The organism is Rhodococcus sp. 21391 (genome assembly GCF_016772255.1).
Taxonomy (GTDB): Bacteria; Actinomycetota; Actinomycetes; order Mycobacteriales; family Mycobacteriaceae; genus Rhodococcus_F; species Rhodococcus_F opacus.
The window spans coordinates 886,718-906,236 of sequence record NZ_CP063782.1 but is presented as its reverse complement, the minus strand read 5'-3'; the positions used below and the strand labels follow the sequence as shown (position 1 = coordinate 906,236).

Annotated in this window: 17 protein-coding genes and 3 pseudogenes; 13 read left to right on the top strand and 7 right to left on the bottom strand. The window is 68.9% G+C overall.

The features are described from left to right. Window positions 1-159 precede the first annotated feature (159 nt). The 3 genes from GO592_RS39090 to GO592_RS39080 all read left to right on the top strand — a co-directional run bounded on the left by GO592_RS39090 (window position 160) and on the right by GO592_RS39080 (window position 3,386). Window positions 160-1,539 (top strand): TrkH family potassium uptake protein, encoded by a 1,380-nt coding sequence (locus tag GO592_RS39090; protein WP_039951864.1) that lies wholly within the window; start codon window positions 160-162, stop codon window positions 1,537-1,539. Beyond that, window positions 1,532-2,197 (top strand): potassium channel family protein, encoded by a 666-nt coding sequence (locus tag GO592_RS39085; RefSeq protein ID WP_039951859.1) that lies wholly within the window; start codon window positions 1,532-1,534, stop codon window positions 2,195-2,197. Before GO592_RS39090 ends, GO592_RS39085 begins: the two co-directional genes overlap by 8 nt. Before the next feature lie 121 nt (window positions 2,198-2,318). Then, a complete protein-coding gene (locus GO592_RS39080; RefSeq protein ID WP_007298590.1) occupies window positions 2,319-3,386 on the top strand; it encodes a potassium channel family protein in 1,068 nt (355 codons plus the stop codon). A 202-nt stretch (window positions 3,387-3,588) separates the two neighbouring features. On the opposite strand, the gene GO592_RS39075 is transcribed toward GO592_RS39080, so the two are convergent. After that, the gene (locus GO592_RS39075; RefSeq protein ID WP_007298589.1) at window positions 3,589-3,774 is read right to left on the bottom strand and encodes a hypothetical protein; all 186 of its coding nucleotides are present in this window, start codon (window positions 3,772-3,774) and stop codon (window positions 3,589-3,591) included. Between the two features lie 395 nt (window positions 3,775-4,169). Here GO592_RS39075 and GO592_RS39070 point away from each other — a divergent pair, with 395 nt between their 5' ends. Together GO592_RS39070 and GO592_RS39065 are read left to right on the top strand one after the other, a co-directional pair. Next, window positions 4,170-5,543, top strand: a complete 1,374-nt coding sequence (locus GO592_RS39070) for a hemolysin family protein (protein ID WP_007298588.1) — start codon at window positions 4,170-4,172, stop codon at window positions 5,541-5,543. After that, window positions 5,536-6,549, top strand: a complete 1,014-nt coding sequence (locus GO592_RS39065) for a hemolysin family protein (protein ID WP_007298587.1) — start codon at window positions 5,536-5,538, stop codon at window positions 6,547-6,549. Before GO592_RS39070 ends, GO592_RS39065 begins: the two co-directional genes overlap by 8 nt. Window positions 6,550-6,595: 46 nt before the next feature. Here GO592_RS39065 and GO592_RS39060 read toward each other — a convergent pair whose 3' ends face one another. Continuing rightward, complete coding sequence (locus tag GO592_RS39060; RefSeq protein WP_167332379.1) at window positions 6,596-6,751, bottom strand: hypothetical protein; 156 nt, start codon at window positions 6,749-6,751, stop codon at window positions 6,596-6,598. A 227-nt stretch (window positions 6,752-6,978) separates the two neighbouring features. Between GO592_RS39060 and GO592_RS39055 the strand changes: the two are divergent. The 4 genes and pseudogenes from GO592_RS39055 (at window position 6,979) to GO592_RS39040 (ending at window position 12,286) form a co-directional block, all read left to right on the top strand. Beyond that, window positions 6,979-8,306, top strand: a pseudogene (locus tag GO592_RS39055) (hemolysin family protein). 161 nt (window positions 8,307-8,467) lie between these two features. After that, on the top strand, window positions 8,468-8,842 hold the full coding sequence (locus GO592_RS39050) for a hypothetical protein (protein ID WP_007298585.1): 375 nt from the start codon (window positions 8,468-8,470) through the stop codon (window positions 8,840-8,842). A 63-nt stretch (window positions 8,843-8,905) separates the two neighbouring features. Next, on the top strand, window positions 8,906-11,881 hold the full coding sequence (locus tag GO592_RS39045) for a UPF0182 family protein (RefSeq protein ID WP_007298584.1): 2,976 nt from the start codon (window positions 8,906-8,908) through the stop codon (window positions 11,879-11,881). A 144-nt stretch (window positions 11,882-12,025) separates the two neighbouring features. Next, a complete protein-coding gene (locus GO592_RS39040) occupies window positions 12,026-12,286 on the top strand; it encodes a hypothetical protein (protein WP_007298583.1) in 261 nt (86 codons plus the stop codon). A gap of 4 nt (window positions 12,287-12,290) precedes the next feature. On the opposite strand, the pseudogene GO592_RS39035 reads toward GO592_RS39040, so the two are convergent. Next, a pseudogene (locus tag GO592_RS39035) lies at window positions 12,291-12,476 on the bottom strand (DUF1490 family protein); the annotation flags it as partial. Between the two features lie 190 nt (window positions 12,477-12,666). Here GO592_RS39035 and GO592_RS39030 point away from each other — a divergent pair. After that, window positions 12,667-13,587 (top strand): universal stress protein, encoded by a 921-nt coding sequence (locus GO592_RS39030; protein ID WP_007298582.1) that lies wholly within the window; start codon window positions 12,667-12,669, stop codon window positions 13,585-13,587. A 423-nt stretch (window positions 13,588-14,010) separates the two neighbouring features. On the opposite strand, the pseudogene GO592_RS45280 reads toward GO592_RS39030, so the two are convergent. After that, window positions 14,011-14,148 (bottom strand): annotated as a pseudogene (locus GO592_RS45280) (helix-turn-helix domain-containing protein); the annotation flags it as partial. A gap of 392 nt (window positions 14,149-14,540) precedes the next feature. Between GO592_RS45280 and GO592_RS39020 the strand changes: the two are divergent. Continuing rightward, window positions 14,541-14,933 carry a hypothetical protein gene (locus GO592_RS39020; protein ID WP_007298581.1) on the top strand — a complete coding sequence of 131 codons (393 nt, stop codon included), beginning with the start codon at window positions 14,541-14,543 and terminating at the stop codon, window positions 14,931-14,933. Between the two features lie 527 nt (window positions 14,934-15,460). Here the strand turns inward: GO592_RS39020 and GO592_RS39015 are convergent. Beyond that, a protein-coding gene (locus GO592_RS39015) for an IS3 family transposase (RefSeq protein ID WP_202715233.1) occupies window positions 15,461-16,680 on the bottom strand; the annotation gives its coding sequence in 2 pieces (ribosomal slippage) (window positions 15,461-16,428 and window positions 16,428-16,680; 1,221 coding nt in all). A gap of 66 nt (window positions 16,681-16,746) precedes the next feature. On the opposite strand from GO592_RS39015, the gene GO592_RS39010 reads away from it, so the two are divergent. Both GO592_RS39010 and GO592_RS39005 read left to right on the top strand, forming a co-directional pair. Beyond that, window positions 16,747-16,989, top strand: a complete 243-nt coding sequence (locus tag GO592_RS39010; protein WP_237737257.1) for a hypothetical protein — start codon at window positions 16,747-16,749, stop codon at window positions 16,987-16,989. 160 nt (window positions 16,990-17,149) lie between these two features. Further along, window positions 17,150-17,731 (top strand): Rv1733c family protein, encoded by a 582-nt coding sequence (locus tag GO592_RS39005; protein ID WP_160096520.1) that lies wholly within the window; start codon window positions 17,150-17,152, stop codon window positions 17,729-17,731. A gap of 235 nt (window positions 17,732-17,966) precedes the next feature. Here GO592_RS39005 and mihF read toward each other — a convergent pair whose 3' ends face one another. Both mihF and GO592_RS46110 read right to left on the bottom strand, forming a co-directional pair. Then, window positions 17,967-18,278, bottom strand: coding sequence for an integration host factor, actinobacterial type (mihF, locus tag GO592_RS39000; protein ID WP_160096518.1), 312 nt, complete (start codon window positions 18,276-18,278; stop codon window positions 17,967-17,969). 170 nt (window positions 18,279-18,448) lie between these two features. Beyond that, complete coding sequence (locus GO592_RS46110; RefSeq protein WP_236581100.1) at window positions 18,449-19,429, bottom strand: putative bifunctional diguanylate cyclase/phosphodiesterase; 981 nt, start codon at window positions 19,427-19,429, stop codon at window positions 18,449-18,451. Window positions 19,430-19,519: the final 90 nt, after the last annotated feature.

The following is a 19,519-nucleotide window of genomic DNA, read 5'->3' as shown; positions in this document are numbered from 1 at the left end:
TTGGGGCGGAACGTCGTGAGACGGCAACACATCGTCCACGTCGGTTGAGCGGAACAGGAAGACCCTATGAAGCGGTGATCAATTACACCTGGTCGCCCGACAACGGGTTCACAGGGTTCGAACACTGCGGCGGTGACGTCCGGGGCTACCCTCCTCTTCGTGACTTCACGCACCGGCGCGTCGCCGACCCCCCCACTGCGGTGGGCAGCGATACGGGTGACGCTGACCCCGGTGAGGGTGGTGGCCCTGGGTTTCGCGGCCGCGATCGCCGTCGGCACCGGATTACTGCTCCTGCCCGCGGCGAGCCAGCCGGGTACCCACAGCGGTGTGATCGACGCCCTGTTCACCGCGACGTCGGCGATGTGCCTGACCGGGCTGATCGTGGTCGACACCCCCACCCACTGGTCCGGGTTCGGCCAGGGCACCATCCTGGCCCTGATCCAGGTCGGCGGCTTCGGGATCATGACGATGGCGTCGCTGGTCGGACTGATGCTCGCCAACCGGATCGGGCTGCGGGCCCGGCTCAACGCCGCCGCCGAGGTCCGGGCCTCCGGGCTCGGGGACGTGCGCAGCGTCGTCGTCGGGGTCGTCCGGGTCAGCGTCCTGATCGAGGCCGTCACCGCGCTCTGTCTGGCGGCCCGGTTCGCGGTCGGCTACGACGAGCCACCCGGGCGGGCCCTGTGGCTGGGGGTGTTCCACTCGATCTCGGCGTTCAACAACGCCGGCTTCGCGCTCTACAGCGACAACATCATCGGATTCGCCGACGACCCGTGGATCTGCGTGCCGTTGCTGGCCGCGGTGATCCTCGGCGGCATCGGCTTTCCGGTGCTGTTCGAGGTGGGCCGGCGGGTCCGCGGCACCAACTCCGCCCGGTGGAGCCTGCACACCCGGCTGACCGTCACGGTCACCGCGGTGCTGCTGGTGGCCGGGCCGGCGCTGGTGCTGGCACTCGAATGGGGCTACACCCTGCGCCACCACGATCTCGGGTCAAAACTGCTGGTGGCCGCGTTCCAGGGCATCATGCCCCGCACCGCCGGATTCAACAGCGTCGACTACGCCCAGATGGATCCCGCGACCCTGCTGGTGACGGACGTGCTGATGTTCATCGGCGGCGGCAGCGGCGGCACCGCGGGCGGCATCAAGGTCACCACCTTCGCGTTGCTGCTGTTCGCGATCGTCGCCGAGGTGCGCGGCGATCGGTCGGTGACCATCTTCGACCGCCGGATCGCCCCGCGGGTGCAACGCCAAGCCCTGTCGGTCGCGCTGATCGGTGTCGCCCTGGTGATGGTCCCGACGATCGTGCTGCTCGCCGGCACCCACTTCGATCTCAACGTGCTGCTGTTCGAGGTGACCTCCGCGTTCGCGACGGTGGGCCTGTCCACCGGCATCACCGCGCAACTCCCGGACTGGGGGCAGCTGATCCTGGTGGTGCTGATGTACTTGGGCCGGATCGGCTCGATCACCCTGGTCAGCGCGCTCGCCGCCCGGCAGCGGGACCGACGCTACGAACTCCCCGAAGAAAGGCCGTTCATTGGCTAGGAAACCGTCCTCCGACGTCGTCGTGGTGCTGGGGTTGGGCCGGTTCGGCAAATCCCTCGCCCTCGAGCTGATGGAACAGGGCACCGAGGTGCTCGGCATCGACTCCAGCGACGCGGTGGTGCAGAAGATCTCGCACCGCCTCACGCACGCCGCCGTCGCCGACACCACCGACGAGGAATCGCTGCGCCAGCTGTCGGTGCACGACTACGACCGGGCCGTGGTGGGGATCGGCTCCGACCTCGAGGCCAGCCTGCTCACCGCGTCCGCCCTGATCAACCTGGCGGTGCCGAACGTGTGGGCCAAGGCGATCAGCAACGCGCACGCGAAGATCCTCCACCAGATCGGTGTCGCGCACGTCGTGCGGCCCGAACACGACATGGGCAAGCGGGTGGCGCACCTGGTGCGCGGACGGATGATGGATTACATCGAATTCGACGACGGCTTCGCGATGGTCAAGACCACCCCACCGGCAGTAATGGTGGGCAAACGCCTGGGCGAGACCACCGTCCGCAGCACGTACGGCGTCACCGTCGTCGCGATCAAACGCCCGGGTGAAGGTTTCACCTACGCCACCGCCGACACCGTCCTCGCGCCGGGCGACACCATCATCGTCTCCGGCCGGGTGCGTGATACCGAACGATTCAGCGAACTGACCTGACTCCCCCGTCCCGCGTCCGAGGCCTCGCGGGCGGGAGCATCGATGTCCAGTGCTCAATGCGGACCAGCGGTCGGCGCGTAGGCTCCTCCGGGACGGTGACGGGAACGAGGTGATCGAGGTGATGCCCGGCAGGTTGCGCGCCCGGTTCAGTCGATCCGACGTGCTCACCGAACGCCCCGACTTCGCGCTGGTGGGAATCCTGCGGGTGCCGCAGCTGCACAGCAGTCCCGGGCAGGCCATCACCCGGCGGATCGGGTACGCCCTCGCCGCATTGGCCGCGGTGGTCCTGATCGTGTACCTCGACCGCGACGGCTACCGCGACGTGCAAGAAAACCCGCTCTCGCTGCTCGATTGCGTGTATTACGCGACGGTGTCGCTGTCGACCACCGGCTACGGGGACATCACCCCGATCACCGCGCAGGCGCGGCTGGTCAACATCCTCGTCGTCACCCCGCTGCGGATCTTCTTCCTCATCGTCCTGGTCGGCACCACCCTCGCCGCGCTGACCGAGACCTCCCGCCAAAGCTACAAGATTCAGCGGTGGCGGCGCCGCACCCGCCATCACACCGTCGTCGTCGGGTACGGCACCAAGGGCCGCGCCGCCGTCAACGCGATGCTCGGTGACGGGGCCGACCCCTCGAACATCGTGATCGTCGATACCGATCCGGCGGTCCTCGACACCGCCACCGAGCAGCGGTTGGTGACCGTGCACGGGTCGGCGACCCAGTCGGACGTGCTGCGACTGGCAGGGGCGCAGCATGCGTCGTCGATTGTCGTCGCCACCACCCGCGACGACACCGCGGTACTGGTGACGCTCACCGCGCGCGAACTCGCACCGAACGCGAAGATCGTCGCCTCGGTGCGCGAAGCCGAGAACGCGCACCTGCTGCGCCGGTCCGGCGCCGACACCGTGGTCGTCTCCTCCGAGACCGCGGGCCGGCTCCTCGGCGCCGCCACCACCACCCCGAACGTGGTGGACATCATCGAGGACCTGCTCACCCCGGAGACCGGATTCGCGATCGCCGAACGCACCGTCGAACCCGGCGAGGTCGGCGAGTCACCGCGGCAGCTGCCCGACATCGTCCTCGGTGTGGTGCGCGACGGACGGTTGCTGCGCAGCGGAACACCCGAGGTCGACACGGTAGCGGCGGGCGACACGCTGCTCTACATCCGACAGGTGACCGACTGACCGGCAACCAATGCTTGGTGGATGCCGTGCACCACTGGTGCGGCGACCGGTCGTGAACTCGAGGGCCAGCTCTCCGGAGGTTACGACGACACGTGTCGGTGCGATGGGGGCGGCGGTCTGGCCGCCCGTGATCGGCGTCGCCGCCGGCTTTCCTGCTGCTCCGGGGCGCCCTCCTGGTCATGCCCATGGATACGACCGGAGCCTATGAACGGTTCACACAGACCTTGATCTGGATCCCGCTGCGGGGCACGTCGAGGTGTGCGGCGATGAGATCGGTTGCGTCGGCTTCGGCGTCGGCCAGGCGCCAGGTGTGGCCGGCGATGCCGAACTCGGGGACCTCGAGTAACCACGCCTTGCCGTCCCGGGTCACCTGCACGGTGTAGGTCATCGCGCGACCGCCTCCCTTTCCGGGCAGTCGGCGGCCAGGTCGGCCCCGTCATCTGCCGTTGTTGTCAATGGTGCGAGTTCGTCCCCAGCCACCGTCACCGGTGGGGCACCGGTGTGCAACTCGAGCCGAAAGGAGTGCCACATCGCGGCACGCAACGAAACGAAGCGCCTCCGGGAGCAGGTGGCACTTGTGTGGAGAGCGGGCGTTCGGGGACCCCGCCCGCAGACCCGATTGTAAAGAACCCTTTACCATTGGGTCGTCGTCCTGGTAGCGACGTTCTGTCCCCGACTTGCAGAGAGAGTTATGAGCAGCGCTTCGCGCAAACGCAAACCTCGAAGACCCCGCCCGCCCCGTGCTGCTGATCGCAGCCCCATCACCCGGTCGCGGGTGAGCAGATGGTGACCATCGTTGTGAGCATCACGTTCGGGATCCTGGTCGTGGTCGCCATCACCGCGGTGACCGGGTACTTCGTGGCCCAGGAATTCGCCTACATGGCGGTCGACCGCTCGCGGCTGAAGGCCCGCGCCGAGGCCGGTGACACCGCCGCCGCCCGGGCCCTGACCGTCACCCGCCGCACCTCGTTCATGCTCTCCGGTGCCCAGCTCGGCATCACCGTCACCGGCCTGCTGGTCGGTTACGTCGCCGAGCCCCTGATCGGCCGCGGCCTCGGGGAACTCCTCGGCGGCGTCGGGGTCCCGACCGCGGTCGGGATCGGTGTCGGCGCGATCCTCGCGATCGGGTTCTCCACCTTCGTCCAGATGGTCTTCGGTGAGCTGTTCCCGAAAAACCTGGCCATTGCCCGTCCGGAACCGGTGGCCCGCTGGCTGGCCCTGTCGACCACGCTGTATCTGAGGCTGTTCGGCTGGTTGATCCGGCTGTTCGACCAGTCGTCGAACCTGCTGCTGCGGGCGCTGCGGATCGAGCCGGTGCACGACGTCGAGCATTCGGCGACGCCCCGGGACCTCGAGCACATCGTCGCGCAGTCCCGCGCTGCCGGTGAGTTGCCGAAGGAGTTGTCCACCCTGCTCGACCGCATTCTCGATTTCCCCACCGAGACGGCCGAGCATGCGATGATCCCGCGCGCACAGGTGGACACCGTCCGCGCCGCCGAGCCGCTGTCCGCGGTGCTCGACCGGATGGGCTCCGGGCACACCCGCTACCCCGTCGTCGGGACGAGTTCGGACGACCTGCACGGGGTGATCCACCTGCACGACCTGCTGGGTGCCGATCCGTCGGGGACGGCGGGGTCGCGGTGCCGGCCGCCGGTGATCGTGCCCGCCTCGCTGCCGCTGCCGCAGGTCCTCGCCCAGCTGACCGACAGGAAGGAGGAGATGGCCCTGGTGATCGACGAGTACGGCGGATTCGCCGGAATCGTCACGATCGAGGATCTCGCGGAGGAACTGGTCGGGGAGATCGCCGACGAGCACGACCCCGCCAACACCAGCACGGCGATCGGGTCCGCCGCCGACGGCTGGACGATTCCCGGAGGGCTGCATCTGGACGAGGTCGAACGCATCGTCGGGCACCCCGTGCCGGACGGGGATTACGAGACGCTCGCCGGGCTGGTGATCGCCCATTTCGGCGGTCTGCCCCGCATGGGAGACACCGTCGACATCCCGCTCGCGCCCGACCCGGCCGACCTGATCGCCGACGGTGATCCGCCGCGCCGGTACCTCACCGCGCAGGTTCGCGGGGTCGCCCATCGGGTGCCGTCCTCGGTGTCCGTCACCGTTCACGCCGAACAGCAAGGAGGGTCGGCCGATGAGTAGTCCGTGGGTCGTCGTGGTCGTCACGGTCGGGCTGATCGCGGCCAGCGCGTTCTTCGTCGCGGTCGAGTTCGCGCTCATCGCGGCCCGCCGGCACCGGCTCGAGGACGCCGCACCGAACAGCCGCGCGGCCCGGGCCGCGTTGCGCAGCGCGTCGGAGCTGTCGGTGCTACTGGCCGGCTCGCAGCTCGGCATCACGGTCTGCACCCTCGCGCTCGGTGCGATCACCAAACCCGCGGTCCATCACTGGCTCACCCCGGCCTTCGAGGGATGGGGCGCCCCGCTGTGGCTCGCGGACGTCGCCGGGTTCGTCCTCGCCCTGCTCGTCGTCACCTTCCTGCACCTGGTCGTCGGGGAGATGGCACCGAAGTCGTGGGCGATCGCGCACCCGGAGAAATCGGCGACCCTGCTGGCGATCCCGATGCGCGGGTTCATGTGGGCCAACCGCCCCGCCCTGAACGCGCTGAACCGGATGGCGAACTGGTGCCTGGTCAAGGTCGGGGTGACCCCGGTCGACCAGGTCGGCTCCGGTCAGGACTCCGACACACTGCGGCACCTGGTGGAGCACTCGGCGACCGCCGGCACCCTCGACGAGCGTTACCACGGTCAGTTGACCAGCGCCTTGGAACTCGAGGCTGTGACCGTCGGGGAGATGGTGCGGCCGAACCCGGCCCCGTCCAGTGTCCCCCCGGAGGCGACCCCGGGCGAGATCCGCGCCGCCGGTCAGCGCTGCGGGCACCTGCGGCTGCTGGTCCGCGGCGACGCCGGCGTCGAGGGTGTGGTGCACGTGCGCGACAGCCTGCACGCGCCGCCGTCCTACACCGCGCGGGCGTTGATGCGGTCGGTGCTCACCCTGCCCGCCGACGCCCCGGTGTACGAGGCGCTGCGCACCATGCGCGAGACCCGCAGCCACCTGGCGCTCGTCCTCGACGACGACGGCGAGGTGACCGGGCTGCTCACCCTCACCGACGTGCTGCAGCGGCTGCTGCCGACCGCCGCCGCCGCCTGACCCAGCGGGTCCCGACGCGGCGGGTCCTGACCGAGCGATCTCCCGGTCAGGGCTCGCTGTCGCGGTACAGCCGCCAGAACCACACCCCGCTGCCCAGCAGGCACACCAACCCCGATCCGAGCGCTCCGACCACCACCAGCATCGTGCCCACCGACACCAACGCGACCACACAGGCGATTTGGACCAGAACGGTGAGAGGCACAGACACGAATGTGTCGGAGAACCCGTGTCGGTGCAACAAAGACCGAACACCTTCTTCCTCCCTCGGACCCGCTCCGGCGGACGTCGGCCCACACCTCCCATCCACAATGTCCGATTTGTCCGGTTTCGCCTACACTGAAGCCCACCAGCCGTTCGAGGACTCCTCGCGAGGAGAAGGGACATGGGCCACCGTCACAGACCCCGGCCGCTCCGACCTGGGCGGCTGCGATGAACGACATCGTGGTCAATGCCGGACTGGTACTGCTTTTTGTGCTGGTCGGTGGCGTGTTCGCCGCCACCGAAATTGCGTTGGTGTCCTTGCGGGAGGGGCAGATCCGTCGCCTCGAGCGGCGCACGGGCCGCAGCGCCCGCACCGCGGCGTTGGCGCGTAATCCCAACCGGTTCCTGTCCGCGGTGCAGATCGGTGTCACCGTGGCCGGCTTTCTCTCCGCCGCCTACGGCGCCTCCACCATCGCCCCCGCTCTGGTGCCCTCTCTGCAGGCGTGGGGTCTGCCGCCGGCGGCCGCCTCGCCACTGCACTGATCGGCACCACCCTGCTGATCGCGTATCTGTCGCTGATCCTCGGTGAGTTGGTCCCCAAACGTATTGCCCTGCAACGCTCCACCGAGGTCTCGCTGCTGACGGCGCCGACCCTGGACCGGTTCGCCACCGCGATGCGCCCGGTCATCTGGTTGCTGTCGGCCTCCACCGACCTGCTGGTGCGGCTGGTGGGTGGAGACCCGAAGGCGAAAGGGGAGGCGATCACCCATGAGGAGCTGCGGGATCTGCTGATCGGGCACACCGCGATCGCCGAGAGCGAACGCCGCATCCTCTCGGAGGTCTTCGATGCCGGCCGGCGCTCGCTGGCCGAGGTGATGCGCCCGCGTACCGACGTCGACTTCCTGCCCGCCGCCACCCCCCTCGGCGAGGCCCGGCGGCAGGCACTCGATGGCGGGCACAGCCGGTATCCGGTCACCGCCGCCTCGTTCGACGACATCGTCGGAGTCGTCCACCTGCGTGACCTGCTGCGCGCCGATGAGCATCGGGTGGCCACGGTGGCGGAGCTCTGCCGGCCGGTCCTGCAACTGCCCGCCTCCAAACCCGCCCTGGCCGCGCTGTCGGACATGCGCCGCGACAATCTGCAGATCGCGATCGTCGTCGACGAATACGGCGGCACCGCCGGCATCGTCACCCTCGAGGACATCGTGGAGGAAATCGTCGGCGAGATCGGCGACGAGTACGAAACCACCCCGCCGGTGACCGCCGACGGAGCATCGCGACCACCGACCCACCAGCAGGTGGACGGGCTCCTGATCATCGAGGACTTCGAGACCGTCACCGGCATCACCCTGCCCGAGGGCCCGTACGAGACGGTCGCCGGTTTCGTGCTGCACGAGCTGCAACGGGTGCCGCAACTCGGTGACGGCATCACCTTCGACGGTCACCGGCTCACCGTCAGCGCCGTCGACGGCCGCCGCATCTCCCGGGTCCGCGTCACCCACCCCCGGCCGACCGCGGACACGCGGCGCACGCACGTGGACTCGGAGCGGTCATGAACCGCAACGCCCTCGGGCCGTACCATTCCGGGCCGACTCGACTGGTCGGTGGTCGGCTTCGGCGCCGAGACGGCGGCCACGAACCGGCGCAACATCCGCCGGTCCGGCCTCGGCCGGCAGCGGCCTTGGCGGCGGCGGTGCCGCCGGACGATACTCACCTCGTGAAGAATCGGCGGCAGGGCCGGATCTGGACCTGGCTCTTCGGCGTGCACGCGGCGTTGGTGCTCGGATTGCTTCTGTTGTTCGTGCTCGTCGCCGAGCTCACCGATCCCACCGGCGGCGCGAACATCGGGGCCGGCATCCTGCTGCTGCCGTTGCTGCCGCTGGGTCTGCCCTGGTCCCTGCCGGTGATCGTCGACCCGTACCGCTTCGACCCCGCGGCCGAATCCCTTGTGTACACCGTGTACCTGGGACCGGCGCTGCTCAACGTGGCCGTGCACGGGCTCCTGCTGCTGTCCTGCTCTGTGCTGCGTGCACAGCACTCCGTGTTCCGTGCGCAGCAGCGGCCGCCACGGCGAGCTCCTGGCGGAGTGTGAGGACCAGGCCGCGGGCAACAGTGGCGAAAGTTTGGACTCGTACCTAGACCGGGAGCGTGGGACATGGGAATACGGACCCCCGAGGGTCAACCGTTGTTGTCCCGCCGCGCCCGGGTGTGGCTGATGGTGGCGTTCGCATCGTTCGTCCTGCTGTTCGTCGGGCCACCGCTGATCGAGATGTACACGAACTGGTTGTGGTTCGGGGAGGTCGGGTTCCGTGGCGTCTGGATGACGGTGGTGCTCACCCGGCTGTCGCTGTTCGTGATCGTCGCGGCGCTGGTCGCCGGCATCGTGTTCCTGGGTGTGCTGCTGGCCTACCGCTCGCGGCCGGTGTTCATCCCCGCCTCCGGGCCGGAGGACCCGATCGCCCGCTACCGCACGATGGTGCTCGGCCGGAAACGGTTGTTCGGGCTGGGGATTCCGATCGCTGTGGGTCTGCTCTGTGGGTTGATCGCGCAGGGCAACTGGGCGACGGTGCAACTGTTCCTGCGCGGCGGCTCCTTCGGGCGGACCGATCCCGAGTTCGGGCACGACATCGGGTTCTACGCCTTCGATCTGCCCTTCTACCGCAGTGTGCTCAACTGGTTGTTCGTGGCCGTGCTGTTCGCCTTCCTGGCCAGCCTGGTGACGCACTACCTGTTCGGCGGGTTGCGGGTGTCCGGTAAGGGCGGCGCGCTGTCCGGGCCGGCCCGCGTCCAGCTCGCGGTGCTCGCCGGAACGTTCATCGTCCTCAAGGCGGTGGCGTACTGGCTCGACCGCTACGCGCTGCTCTCGAGCAGCCGTAAGGAACCCACCTTCACCGGCGCCGGCTACACCGACATCCACGCCGAACTGCCCGCCAAACTCATCCTGGCGGCGATCGCGGTGATCTGCGCCGCCTCGTTCTTCGCCGCGATCGTGCTGCGCGACCTGCGGATCCCGGCCATGGCCGCGGCGCTGCTGGTGCTGTCCTCGATCCTGGTCGGCGGGGTGTGGCCGCTGCTGATGGAGCAGTTCTCGGTGCGCCCGAACGCCGCCGATGTCGAGCGCCCCTACATCGAGCGCAACATCGACGCCACCCGTCACGCGTACCGGATCGGCGGCGACACCGTCGAATACCGAGACTATCCGGGTGTGGGAACCCGCCCTCCCCGCGAGGTTCCCGCGGACGTGACGACCATCGCCAACGCCCGCCTCTTGGACCCGGATGTGCTCTCGCGCACCTTCACTCAGCAGCAGCAACTCAAGAACTTCTACGGGTTCCCGGCGACACTGGACATCGACCGATACGACATCGACGGCGAACCCCGGGACTACATCGTCGCCGCCCGTGAACTGTCCCCGAACAGCCTCACCGGCAACCAGACGGACTGGATCAACCAGCACACCGTCTACACACACGGCAACGGATTCGTCGCCGCCCCCGCGAACCGCGTGAACGCCGCCGTGCGGGACGCGACCGTCGATACCTCCAACAGCAACAGCGGCTACCCCATCTACGCCGTCAGCGACATCGCCACCCAGGGATCGGCAGACCAGGTGATCCCGGTCGAGCAACCCCGCATCTACTACGGCGAGGTGATCGCCCAATCGGACCCGGACTACGCCGTCGTCGGCGCCACCCCGGACTCGCCGCCCCGCGAATACGACACCGACACCTCCACCTACACCTACACCGGAGCCGGCGGCGTCCCCATCGGAAACTGGCTCAACCGATTGGCATTCGCCGCCAAGTACGCCGAACGCAACCTTCTGTTCTCGCGGGCAATCGGCGCCGATTCGAAGATCCTCTTCCACCGCGACCCGGTAGAACGCGTCCAGCACGTCGCCCCCTGGCTGACCACCGACGCCAACCCCTACCCCGCGGTCGTGGCCGGGAAGATCGTCTGGATCATCGACGCGTACACCACCCTGGGCAACTACCCGTACGCGCAGCGCAGCTCACTCGACGAGCCGGTCACCGACGCCGCCACCGGCCGCCAGCTGCCCCGCGAGGAAATCTCCTACGCACGCAACTCCGTCAAGGCCACCGTCGACGCCTACGACGGCACCGTGACGCTGTATCAGGTCGATGACCAGGATCCGGTCCTGACCGCGTGGATGAACATCTTCCCCGGCACCGTGCAGCCGCAGGACACCGTGCCCGAGGAGCTGCGCGCCCACTTCCGCTACCCCGAGGACCTGTTCGAGGTACAGCGGGAGCTGCTGGCCAAATATCACGTGGACGAGCCCCGGGAGTTCTTCACCACCAACGCCTTCTGGTCGGTGCCAAGCGACCCGACCGTGGAGGAGAACCCGAACCAGCGACCGTTCTACGTGCTGGTCGGAGACCAGCAGAGCGCGCAACCCTCGTTCCGGTTGGCCAGCGCAATGGTGGGGTTCAACCGCGAGTTCCTCTCCGCGTACATCTCCGCGCATTCCGACCCCGAGAACTACGGCACGCTCACCGTGCTGCGGTTGCCGACGGACACCCTCACGCAGGGACCGCAACAGATCCAGAACTCGATGATCTCCGACACCCGGGTCGCCTCCGAACGCACCCTGCTCGAGCGCTCGAACCGTATCCAGTACGGCAACCTGCTGACGTTGCCGATCGCCGACGGCGGGGTCCTCTACCTCGAACCCCTCTACACCGAGCGGATCTCCTCGGAACAGAACGGTTCGACCTTCCCCCAACTCTCCCGGGTGCTGGTCAGCTACCGTGAGCCCGGCACCGGCGGTGTCCGGGTCGGCTACGCCCCCACCCTCGCCGAGGCCCTCGACCAGGTCTTCGGCGCCGGAACCGGTCGCGCGGCGACCGCACCCGGTGGCGACGCGGCAACCCCCTCACCACCCGGAACCGGAGAACCCCCACCCCAAACGCCCCCGCAGCAGCAGGACGCCCCCGCCCCGGCGACGCCCCCACCCACACCTGGGGATGTGGCCACCGCCGTCGACGAACTCGATGCGGCACTGGCCAACCTGCGCACCGCCCAGGACAGCGGCGACTACGTCGCGATCGTCGCGGCCCTCGCCCGCCTGCAGGAGGCGGTCGACGCCTACCAAACCGCAGGGGAATAGGCCGTCGGTGAACCATCACCGTGCTCCACCACAGTCTCTGCCTGACGATGATCTGCCACAGCGCCCGGCATGAGACCGGCGGCGGGCAGAGCGCCGAATAGCCCCGCAGGCGGGTAAAGTCACAGGTCAGCGAGGAAGTGGTTGATGCTGACCGGGTCGAGTCTCGAAGCCGAGGATCTGCGGTGGGGTTGGGTCCTGGTCGGGTTCGCCGTGGGATGCGGTGCGGTGCTTGCCCTCACCCCGCTCTACCTGGTACTGGCTGCCGCTGCTGTAGGTCTCATCGGACTGGGCGTGTTCCGCCTCGCCGGTCATCGCACCGCCGGGGCAAGGTTGGCCTCGCTCGGGTTGGGTGCGCTGCTCCCGGCCGCCGTTGTCGCGGCCGTTGTCGGGGTCGATTCGTTCTGACCGTTCGGGCCGACTCGGCGCCCTCCTCCGCCTTACGGGCCCCACGCAACCCCCACGCGGTCGCGGTCACGACCGCCTCGTGCAGCGGCGCCTTCGCGACCACCGTGCGGGCCGCGTTGTAGGCGGCGACCCCGACGGCGCCGGTCACCACGGTGGACGCGGCCTTGGCGAGCAGCATGTGAACGGCCATACCTCATCAGGGCACTCGCGCCGGGGATTCGCATGCAGGCGGGGCCCAGGTGCGCCACCCGCGACCGGACCACCGGGACCGTCCCGGGCGGCGGGCGAGCCCCCGCCCCGGGCCCGCACCGATATCGGGCACACTGGAAGTGCGTCTCCAATCGGCGAAGAGTCGGGGTGTCGCACGAATCGTGGTTCCCATGTCCGAGGAAATCGGTGTGAATGCATCGTCGGGTCAAACGATGGTGGTCGGGGTCGATGGATCACCGGCCGCTCGGGGAGCTGCGGTGTGGGCATCGGCGCTGGCATCCTGCACGGGCACACCACTCAGGCTCGTACACGCCCTCCCCGAGCCGCTCTACCGCGTGAGCGACGTCACCGCCATGGGACAGGCACCGGCAATCGCCCAGGCTCGCAAGGTCGGTGAGATGATGCTCGGCGAGGCGACCACCGCAGTTCGGCTCCGCTTCCCGGACCTCGACGTGCGCACCGACCTGGTCCCGGGGCCGACCGCTCCGGCTCTGACGGCATGCGGCGCGGCCGCGACGATGATCGTGGTCGGCGCCGACGACCCACGCGGAGTGGGGGCGCTGGCGACCGGCTCGACCGCAATCCACCTCGTCAAACACAGCACCTGCCCGATCACGGTGTGGCGCGGACAGCCCGGGACGCTCCCGGACCATCGGCCGGTCGTCGTCGGCGTCGACCCCAGTGGCTCCAGCGCCGCCGCCGTACTGTCGGCATTCGAGTTCGCGCATCTCTGCCACACACCGGTGATCGCCGTCTACGGTTGGTCGACTCGGCACTCGGCCGGCGACGTGACCATTCCATTGCTGGTCGACTGGGAAGCCCTCGACGAATCCGAACGGGCCGTGCTGGCCGCACAACTCGCCGAGGCGAAACGGCGGTACCCCGACGTCGCGGTCACCGCCGTGGTCGAACCGAAGAATCCGGCACAGTTGATCACCGATCAGGCCGCCGACGCGCAACTGGTCGTGGTCGGCAGCCACGGCCGCGGCCGCTTCACCGGCGCAATCCTCGGATCGGTGAGCCAGCATCTACTCCACCACAGCCCCGGCCCGATCATGATCCACCGCGGTGCGCACCACGGGAACCCGTGAACGGCAGCGCTGGGAATTTGGGACACCGGATGCAGCCGCCGCAAATCCCGGGAAAACCCCCTGGTCACAGCGTCTCGAAAGTTAGTTCCACAATTTCGTGTCACAACAGGCGTATTGCCCTGAATTTTCGGTACGTTCCCGGGTGTGGAGTTGGGATACGCCCGGGTCGCGAGGATCATCGCCGCGCTCACGAACACGGGGATCGACCGGGCGAACATTCACGCTGGCAGAATTGGGTGGCGCCTTACGCCCGCACGGCGGGCACACAGACCGGTTGTTCGCGATTGGTTTTGATCTGATGCGCGCTCGCGCATGATGTGGCCGCTGTCAGCCGATTGTTCGTAACGTGGGCAGATCAGCCGGGCAATCGAGGACGAAGCGTTGAAGCGACCGGACCTGATCGTCCGCACGCGACGGAGCTGGTTACTTCCTCAGCACATCTTGCGCCGCTTGCAGAAGGTCGCTCGGTTCGACGTCCAGGACGCCGCAAATCCTGTAGAGCTCGGACAATCCGATCTCACGCTCGGCCCGCTCGATCCTCGCCATAGTCGGTCGGCTGAGGCCGGACCGGTCCGGTCCGCGAGTTCGTCACAACTGATGTTCTTCAGCCCGCGCGACCATCGGCGCAGGTCGGTGGTGCGGTCCTGGACGCGGCGCAACGATGTGTGGGGTGAAACGGGCATCGGGTCTCCTCCGGTTCGGACTTCCCTTCGGCGAGAATGGATTCGACGTTGCCGGGGTGTCCCGGCAACGCGTGCTTCCGCCAGGCCAGTGTGACCGATGCCGGTGCCAGGTGCCGGTGTTTCCCGGGTGCACGCCCCTGCAGGCCGCCGCGGCCCCGAGCGCATGGTCACCGATCCGGCGGTGGTGGCGGTCGTGGGGTCCGGGTGAGCGTGGGCCGCGGCGACAAGCGGACCGCGAGATCCGCTGCGCCCGGGTCCGTAACACCCCCGGTGTCCCGTTTCGGTTGCGCGCGACAGGTATCGGACTACCGTCCGTCACGAACACGCCGGCAATCCCCGGCGCACCCGCGCAGAAGGAGGCCACCGTGCCCCGACGGATGTACAACGCCACCATCGAACTTCGCCGAACGGTTCGACCAACTCACCGAGGGCGACCTCGACCACCGACTCGATCAGCTCTGCGGGTTTCATCCCGCGATCGGGCGGGGTGAGCGGGGGACCGCGATCACCATCAGCCTCATCGCGGACGGCCCCGACGAGGCGGGTGAGGTCGTGCGCACGCTGAACGCGCAGCGGGCGAACCCGAATCAGGTCGACATCGTGAACTCCACGGTGCTGACCACCGAGGAGTTCGACCGGGCGAACGGCATCGAGCGGTGTTGATGCCGCCCGTCGTCTGACCTGACCCCGGCGTCGACGAAACCCCCGCCTGCGGGGTGAGGGCATGGGTTTCGGTCAGGGGGCAGGTCCCGTCCGACCGGTCGACCTCAATCGCCTGGGCGGTGATCACCTGCACCAGGTCGTCGAGGTCGTCGAGGTCGTCGAGGTCGGCGATTGACCGACTGGATCGGCGGGATCGGTGACGGGAGCGGGGTGTGTCCACCGACCGGCTGGGTATCCGACGGGTATGGGTTCGGACGTCGGTGGCCGGGCATATCCGGAAGCCAGGTTGGCCGGGCACCTGCTTACCCTGGTAGGCGATCGGCACCTCACGGCATTGTCCGCGGAGCTGTCCGCGCTGGTGCAGCCGCCCGGGAGCGAGCCGGTGCGGCGACCGTCTACAGGGGCGTGTTGACCTGGTTGGTCACCGCGCTCGCGGACGTGGTCGTCGCCCGCCTCGGGCCCGCGGGGGACGGGGAGGCGTTCGTGATCGAGGTGTGAGGTTGCCCCTCGGGAGTGGACACCGGATTTCATGCGGCGACTGACAGCGTAGACGACGCGATGAGTCGTTGTTCGAACTCCACTGGGGTGAGGTATCCGAGGGCGGAGTGACGGCGACGTCGATTGAAGTACGAGAGCCACTCGAACAGGTCCAGCCGTGCCTGCGACTTCGACGTCCAACTCCGTCCGTGCAGCCACTCCCTCTTGAGTCCTTGGAAGAACGACTCGGCGAGAGCATTATCGTAACTCGAGCCGACCCGTCCTCGACTTAGCTGAATCCCATGACGGCGGCATACATCGACGAAAGCTGCTGCGGTGTACTGTGATCCGCGGTCGCTGTGGAAGATAACGCCACCGACGTCACCACCGCGGGTGCGCACCGCCATCTCGATCGCGTCCGTGACGAGATCGGTGCGCATGTGGTCAGCGATCGACCAGCCCACCACCCGGCGTGAGAAGATGTCGATCACCGTGGCCAAGAACAACCACGAGGATCCCACCGGGATGTAGGTTATGTCCCCACACCACTTGGTATCGACAGCCGTAGCGGTGAAGTCTCGCATCACCAGATCCGGCACCGACGGAGCCGACTTGTCCGCGACGGTCGTGCGCTTGCTGCGGCGCAGGTGCCTGCCCACCACGTGGTGGATTCGCATCAGCCGGGTCACCCGTTTGCGGTTGATCTTGCGTCCGCGGGAGCGGAGTTCGGCGTGAACCCGCGGGGCACCGTAGGCGCTCCGGTGCTCGGCATGAATGGCGCGGATCTCGGCGACCGTCGCGGCTTCCTCGGCCTGGCGCTCGACTCGGGCCGGCTCCGTGATCAGGTGCTTGTAGTAGCCGGAACGGGAGGTCCCGAGCACCCGGCACAGCCGCTGCACGCCGAACTCGGCGCGATGGTCGGAGATGAAGTCCCAGCGGCGGGTCTTCACTTCACCTCCTTTGCGAAATACGCGGCCGCCCGGCGCAGAATCTCGCGTTCGAGCTGCCATTCCTTTTCCGCACCGCGCAGCCGCGCATTCTCCGCGCGCAGCCGCGCGAGCTCGTCCGCCTCGGTCCCGTCGGCGCCGGTACTGCGGTCCTGCGAGCGCGCGTTACGGGCGGTGTCCTTGCGGACCCACGTCCGTAGCGTTTCGCCACTGACGCCCACATCCGCGGCCACCGCCGCGTACGTGCGTTTGCCGTCGGCCGCGCGATACAACGCGACCGCGTCTTTCCGGAATTCCTCCGTGTACAGAGACTGGCGTCCCACCTCGACATCCCTCCTGGCTCTCCTAGAACCATTGTCCGGGGTGTCCACTCAAAGGGTGCAGCCTCAGTGCGCACCACCGCCGGCCGCACCGTCGGTGCCGGTGAGCTTCCCCCGAGCCACGGCCGGGTGGGGCGGTCGGTGCTGGCGATGCTCGCCGGCGACCGGGACGCCGCCCAGGCACAACTCGCGGCCGCCGAACGCGAACCGGACCCCGCGGTGCGGGCCACCACCCTGGTCGAGGCGTTGGTCTGGCTCCACGCGCTGCTCGACGCGAAGACCCCCGCCTTCCCGGACCCGCCACCCGGATGAGTCCACGCCGCCCCTCGGTGGGATTTCCCCGCGCCGTCGGTGGTGTCAGACAGTTTGGCTGACAGGGCGACCATGGCCACGTTTCGGGACCTGGCACCGCGGCAACTCTGCCGGGGAGAGGATCGGTTTTCCCCTCGTTGCCCCCTGGGAGGTGACAAGCATGCGGATCTGGCGGCTGGGACCATGGAGTCGGAATCCGCTGATGCGCCCGTCCGACCGAGTCGAATCCATCCTGGTGCTTGTCGTCGCGGTGGTGGTAGTGCTGCTCCTGGTGCCCGTCGCGGCGGCCTACGGGACCGCCACCCACACCCGATTGGACGTCCAGGCCCGCGCCGAACGGGCCACCGCGCAGCAGGTGCCCGCGGTGCTGGTCGAGGATGCCCGGCCCGGGCGAGGAGAGGTGCCGAACGGCACGCCCCACGACAGCGATCACGCCCGGGCCCGGTGGTCGCTGCAGACCATCGCGCACACCGGCGATGTCCCGGCCCCGCCGGGCTCGAGGTCGGGCGCGACGGTCACCGTGTGGATCAACTCCACCGGTGAACCCGTCGCCGCACCGGCAACCGACACCGAAACCGCCGCTGCCGCGGTGCTCACCGCGGTCGTGATCTGGGCAGCCGGTGCGAGCGGCGGCGCCGTTCTCCTCTGCGGTGTCCATGCGGCGACCACCCGACACCGAATGGCGCAATGGGATGCCGAGTGGAACGAACTCGACAAGCCCCCCGGCTGGCATGTGAGCTGAGCGCTGCGAGGTCGGAGCCGGCATCCACCCCGACTGGCAGCACGTAAATCGTCGACCACGAGAACGCCCGGGCGCTGCGCATCCGGCTGGCGGGCAACAACGAAGGCCGGGCGACCAGGTTCATCGCCGCGTGTGCCTCGGCCGCGCCGTAGTGGGCGAGTCCGAGAAACACGTTGCGCTGCAGCCCGACCGGGACACCGTTCCGGGCGGGCTGCTCCCGTACTCGCGTGGGCTGTCAGGCGGTGACGTCGAGAAGGGCACGCCGCTGGTTGGCCCCGAGACCACCGATCCGACGGGTATCGGCGATCGACAACTCCTCGAGGAGTTGGGTGGCCTTCACCGGACCGACGCCCGGAAGGGCCTTCAGCAACGCGGACACCTTCGTCTTCTTCACGATCTCATCCGTCTCCGCCTTCACAAGCACATCGGCGACGCTGATCGTCCCGGCCTTGACGTCCGCGAGAAGCTGACCTCGCACCCTGCGGGCCTCGGCCGCCTTCGCGAGTGCCTCGGCGCGCTGCTCGGCGGTCAGAACGGGCACTGCCATGGGGACTCCTCCAAGAGTTTCTCCGGCCGGCAGATCCCGGCCGTGAGACTTCGATCGTGCCAGGCCCGGCCGACACGCCGCCCAGCTCATCGCCGAGGAGACCGGCGTTGCCACGGGGCCGCCGCTTCCCTCATCGCCCCCGGGCCACACGGCCGGGCTCCGTATCGGCTTCAATCGCACGGTGAGCGCGCCGGCGCCGATCCACCCCGGCCGGTGCCGCCCGGGCTTCGCCGCAGCAGTGCGGTGATCTGGGCCGCGGTGACGGGTTTCGCGAGGTAAGGGCCCTGGGCGAGATCGCACTCGCAGCCGTGCAGGGTGTCGAGTTGAGTCGCGGTTTCCACGCCGTTACCGATGACGGTGGCGCCGTAGGCGCGGGCGATGGTGACGAAGGCGGTGACGACGGCCTCGGGACGCCGGCCCGGGAGGGCGGTGATATATGACCGGTCGATCTTGAGGGAATCGAAGATCGGGTACCGGATCAGATACCCGAGCGGTCCGTGCCCGGTGCCGAGATGATCGAGCAGCAGCACCACCCCCAGCTCGTGCAGCGCGGTCAGGGTGCCGACGGCGCGGGCGGTCACCGACGCCGACGCGGTCTCGCTGATCTCGAGGCCCACACGGTGCGCGGGCAGCCCGGTGTCGGCGAGGATGTCGGCAACCTGCTCGGCGAACGCGGGGTCGCGAAGTTGCACGGTGCTGACATTGACGTGGACGCGGACCTCGATCCCGGCGTGTGCCGGCCAGGCGGCGGCCCGTCGGCAGGCGGCACGCAGCGCCCAGGAGCCGACAGGACCGATCAGGCCAGTGCGTTCGGCGACGGCGACGAACTCGGCGGCGCTGATCTCCCCGAGGGTGGGGTGCACCCACCGGACCAGGGCCTCGACGGCGCCGACGGCGCCGCTGCTCAGATCGAAAATCGGCTGGTAGAGCAGGGTCAGCTGGTCGCGGTCGAGGGCGGTGCGCAGGTCGGTGGACAACCGCAGCACCCGGTCGGCGTCGTCGCTGTCGCCGTCGCCCGGGTGGTAGAGCGCGTGACCGCCCGCCCCGGCGCTCTTGGCCCGGTACATCGCCAGATCGGCGCGCCGGATCAGCTCGTCGGCGGTGCAGGTCGGGTCGGAGACGGCGATGCCGATGCTGGCGCGCAGCGGCACCGGGGACCGCGGCCGGGTCCGGGTCCGGGGTTCGCAGCAGGGCGGTGATCCGGGCGGCCAGCGCGATCGCCGCCTCGGCGCCGATGTCCT

Bases quoted from the DNA above. Each gene is read 5' to 3' on its own strand.
- GO592_RS39080 (WP_007298590.1), top strand. From the start codon at position 2,319: ATGCCCGGCAGGTTGCGCGCCCGGTTCAGTCGATCCGACGTGCTCACC.
- GO592_RS39030 (WP_007298582.1), top strand. From the start codon at position 12,667: ATGTCCGAGGAAATCGGTGTGAATGCATCGTCGGGTCAAACGATGGTG.
- GO592_RS39065 (WP_007298587.1), top strand. From the start codon at position 5,536: ATGAGTAGTCCGTGGGTCGTCGTGGTCGTCACGGTCGGGCTGATCGCG.
- GO592_RS39005 (WP_160096520.1), top strand. From the start codon at position 17,150: ATGCGGATCTGGCGGCTGGGACCATGGAGTCGGAATCCGCTGATGCGC.
- GO592_RS39075 (WP_007298589.1), bottom strand. From the start codon at position 3,774: ATGACCTACACCGTGCAGGTGACCCGGGACGGCAAGGCGTGGTTACTC.
- GO592_RS39070 (WP_007298588.1), top strand. From the start codon at position 4,170: ATGGTGACCATCGTTGTGAGCATCACGTTCGGGATCCTGGTCGTGGTC.
- mihF (WP_160096518.1), bottom strand. From the start codon at position 18,278: ATGGCAGTGCCCGTTCTGACCGCCGAGCAGCGCGCCGAGGCACTCGCG.
- GO592_RS39045 (WP_007298584.1), top strand. From the start codon at position 8,906: ATGGGAATACGGACCCCCGAGGGTCAACCGTTGTTGTCCCGCCGCGCC.
- GO592_RS39040 (WP_007298583.1), top strand. From the start codon at position 12,026: ATGCTGACCGGGTCGAGTCTCGAAGCCGAGGATCTGCGGTGGGGTTGG.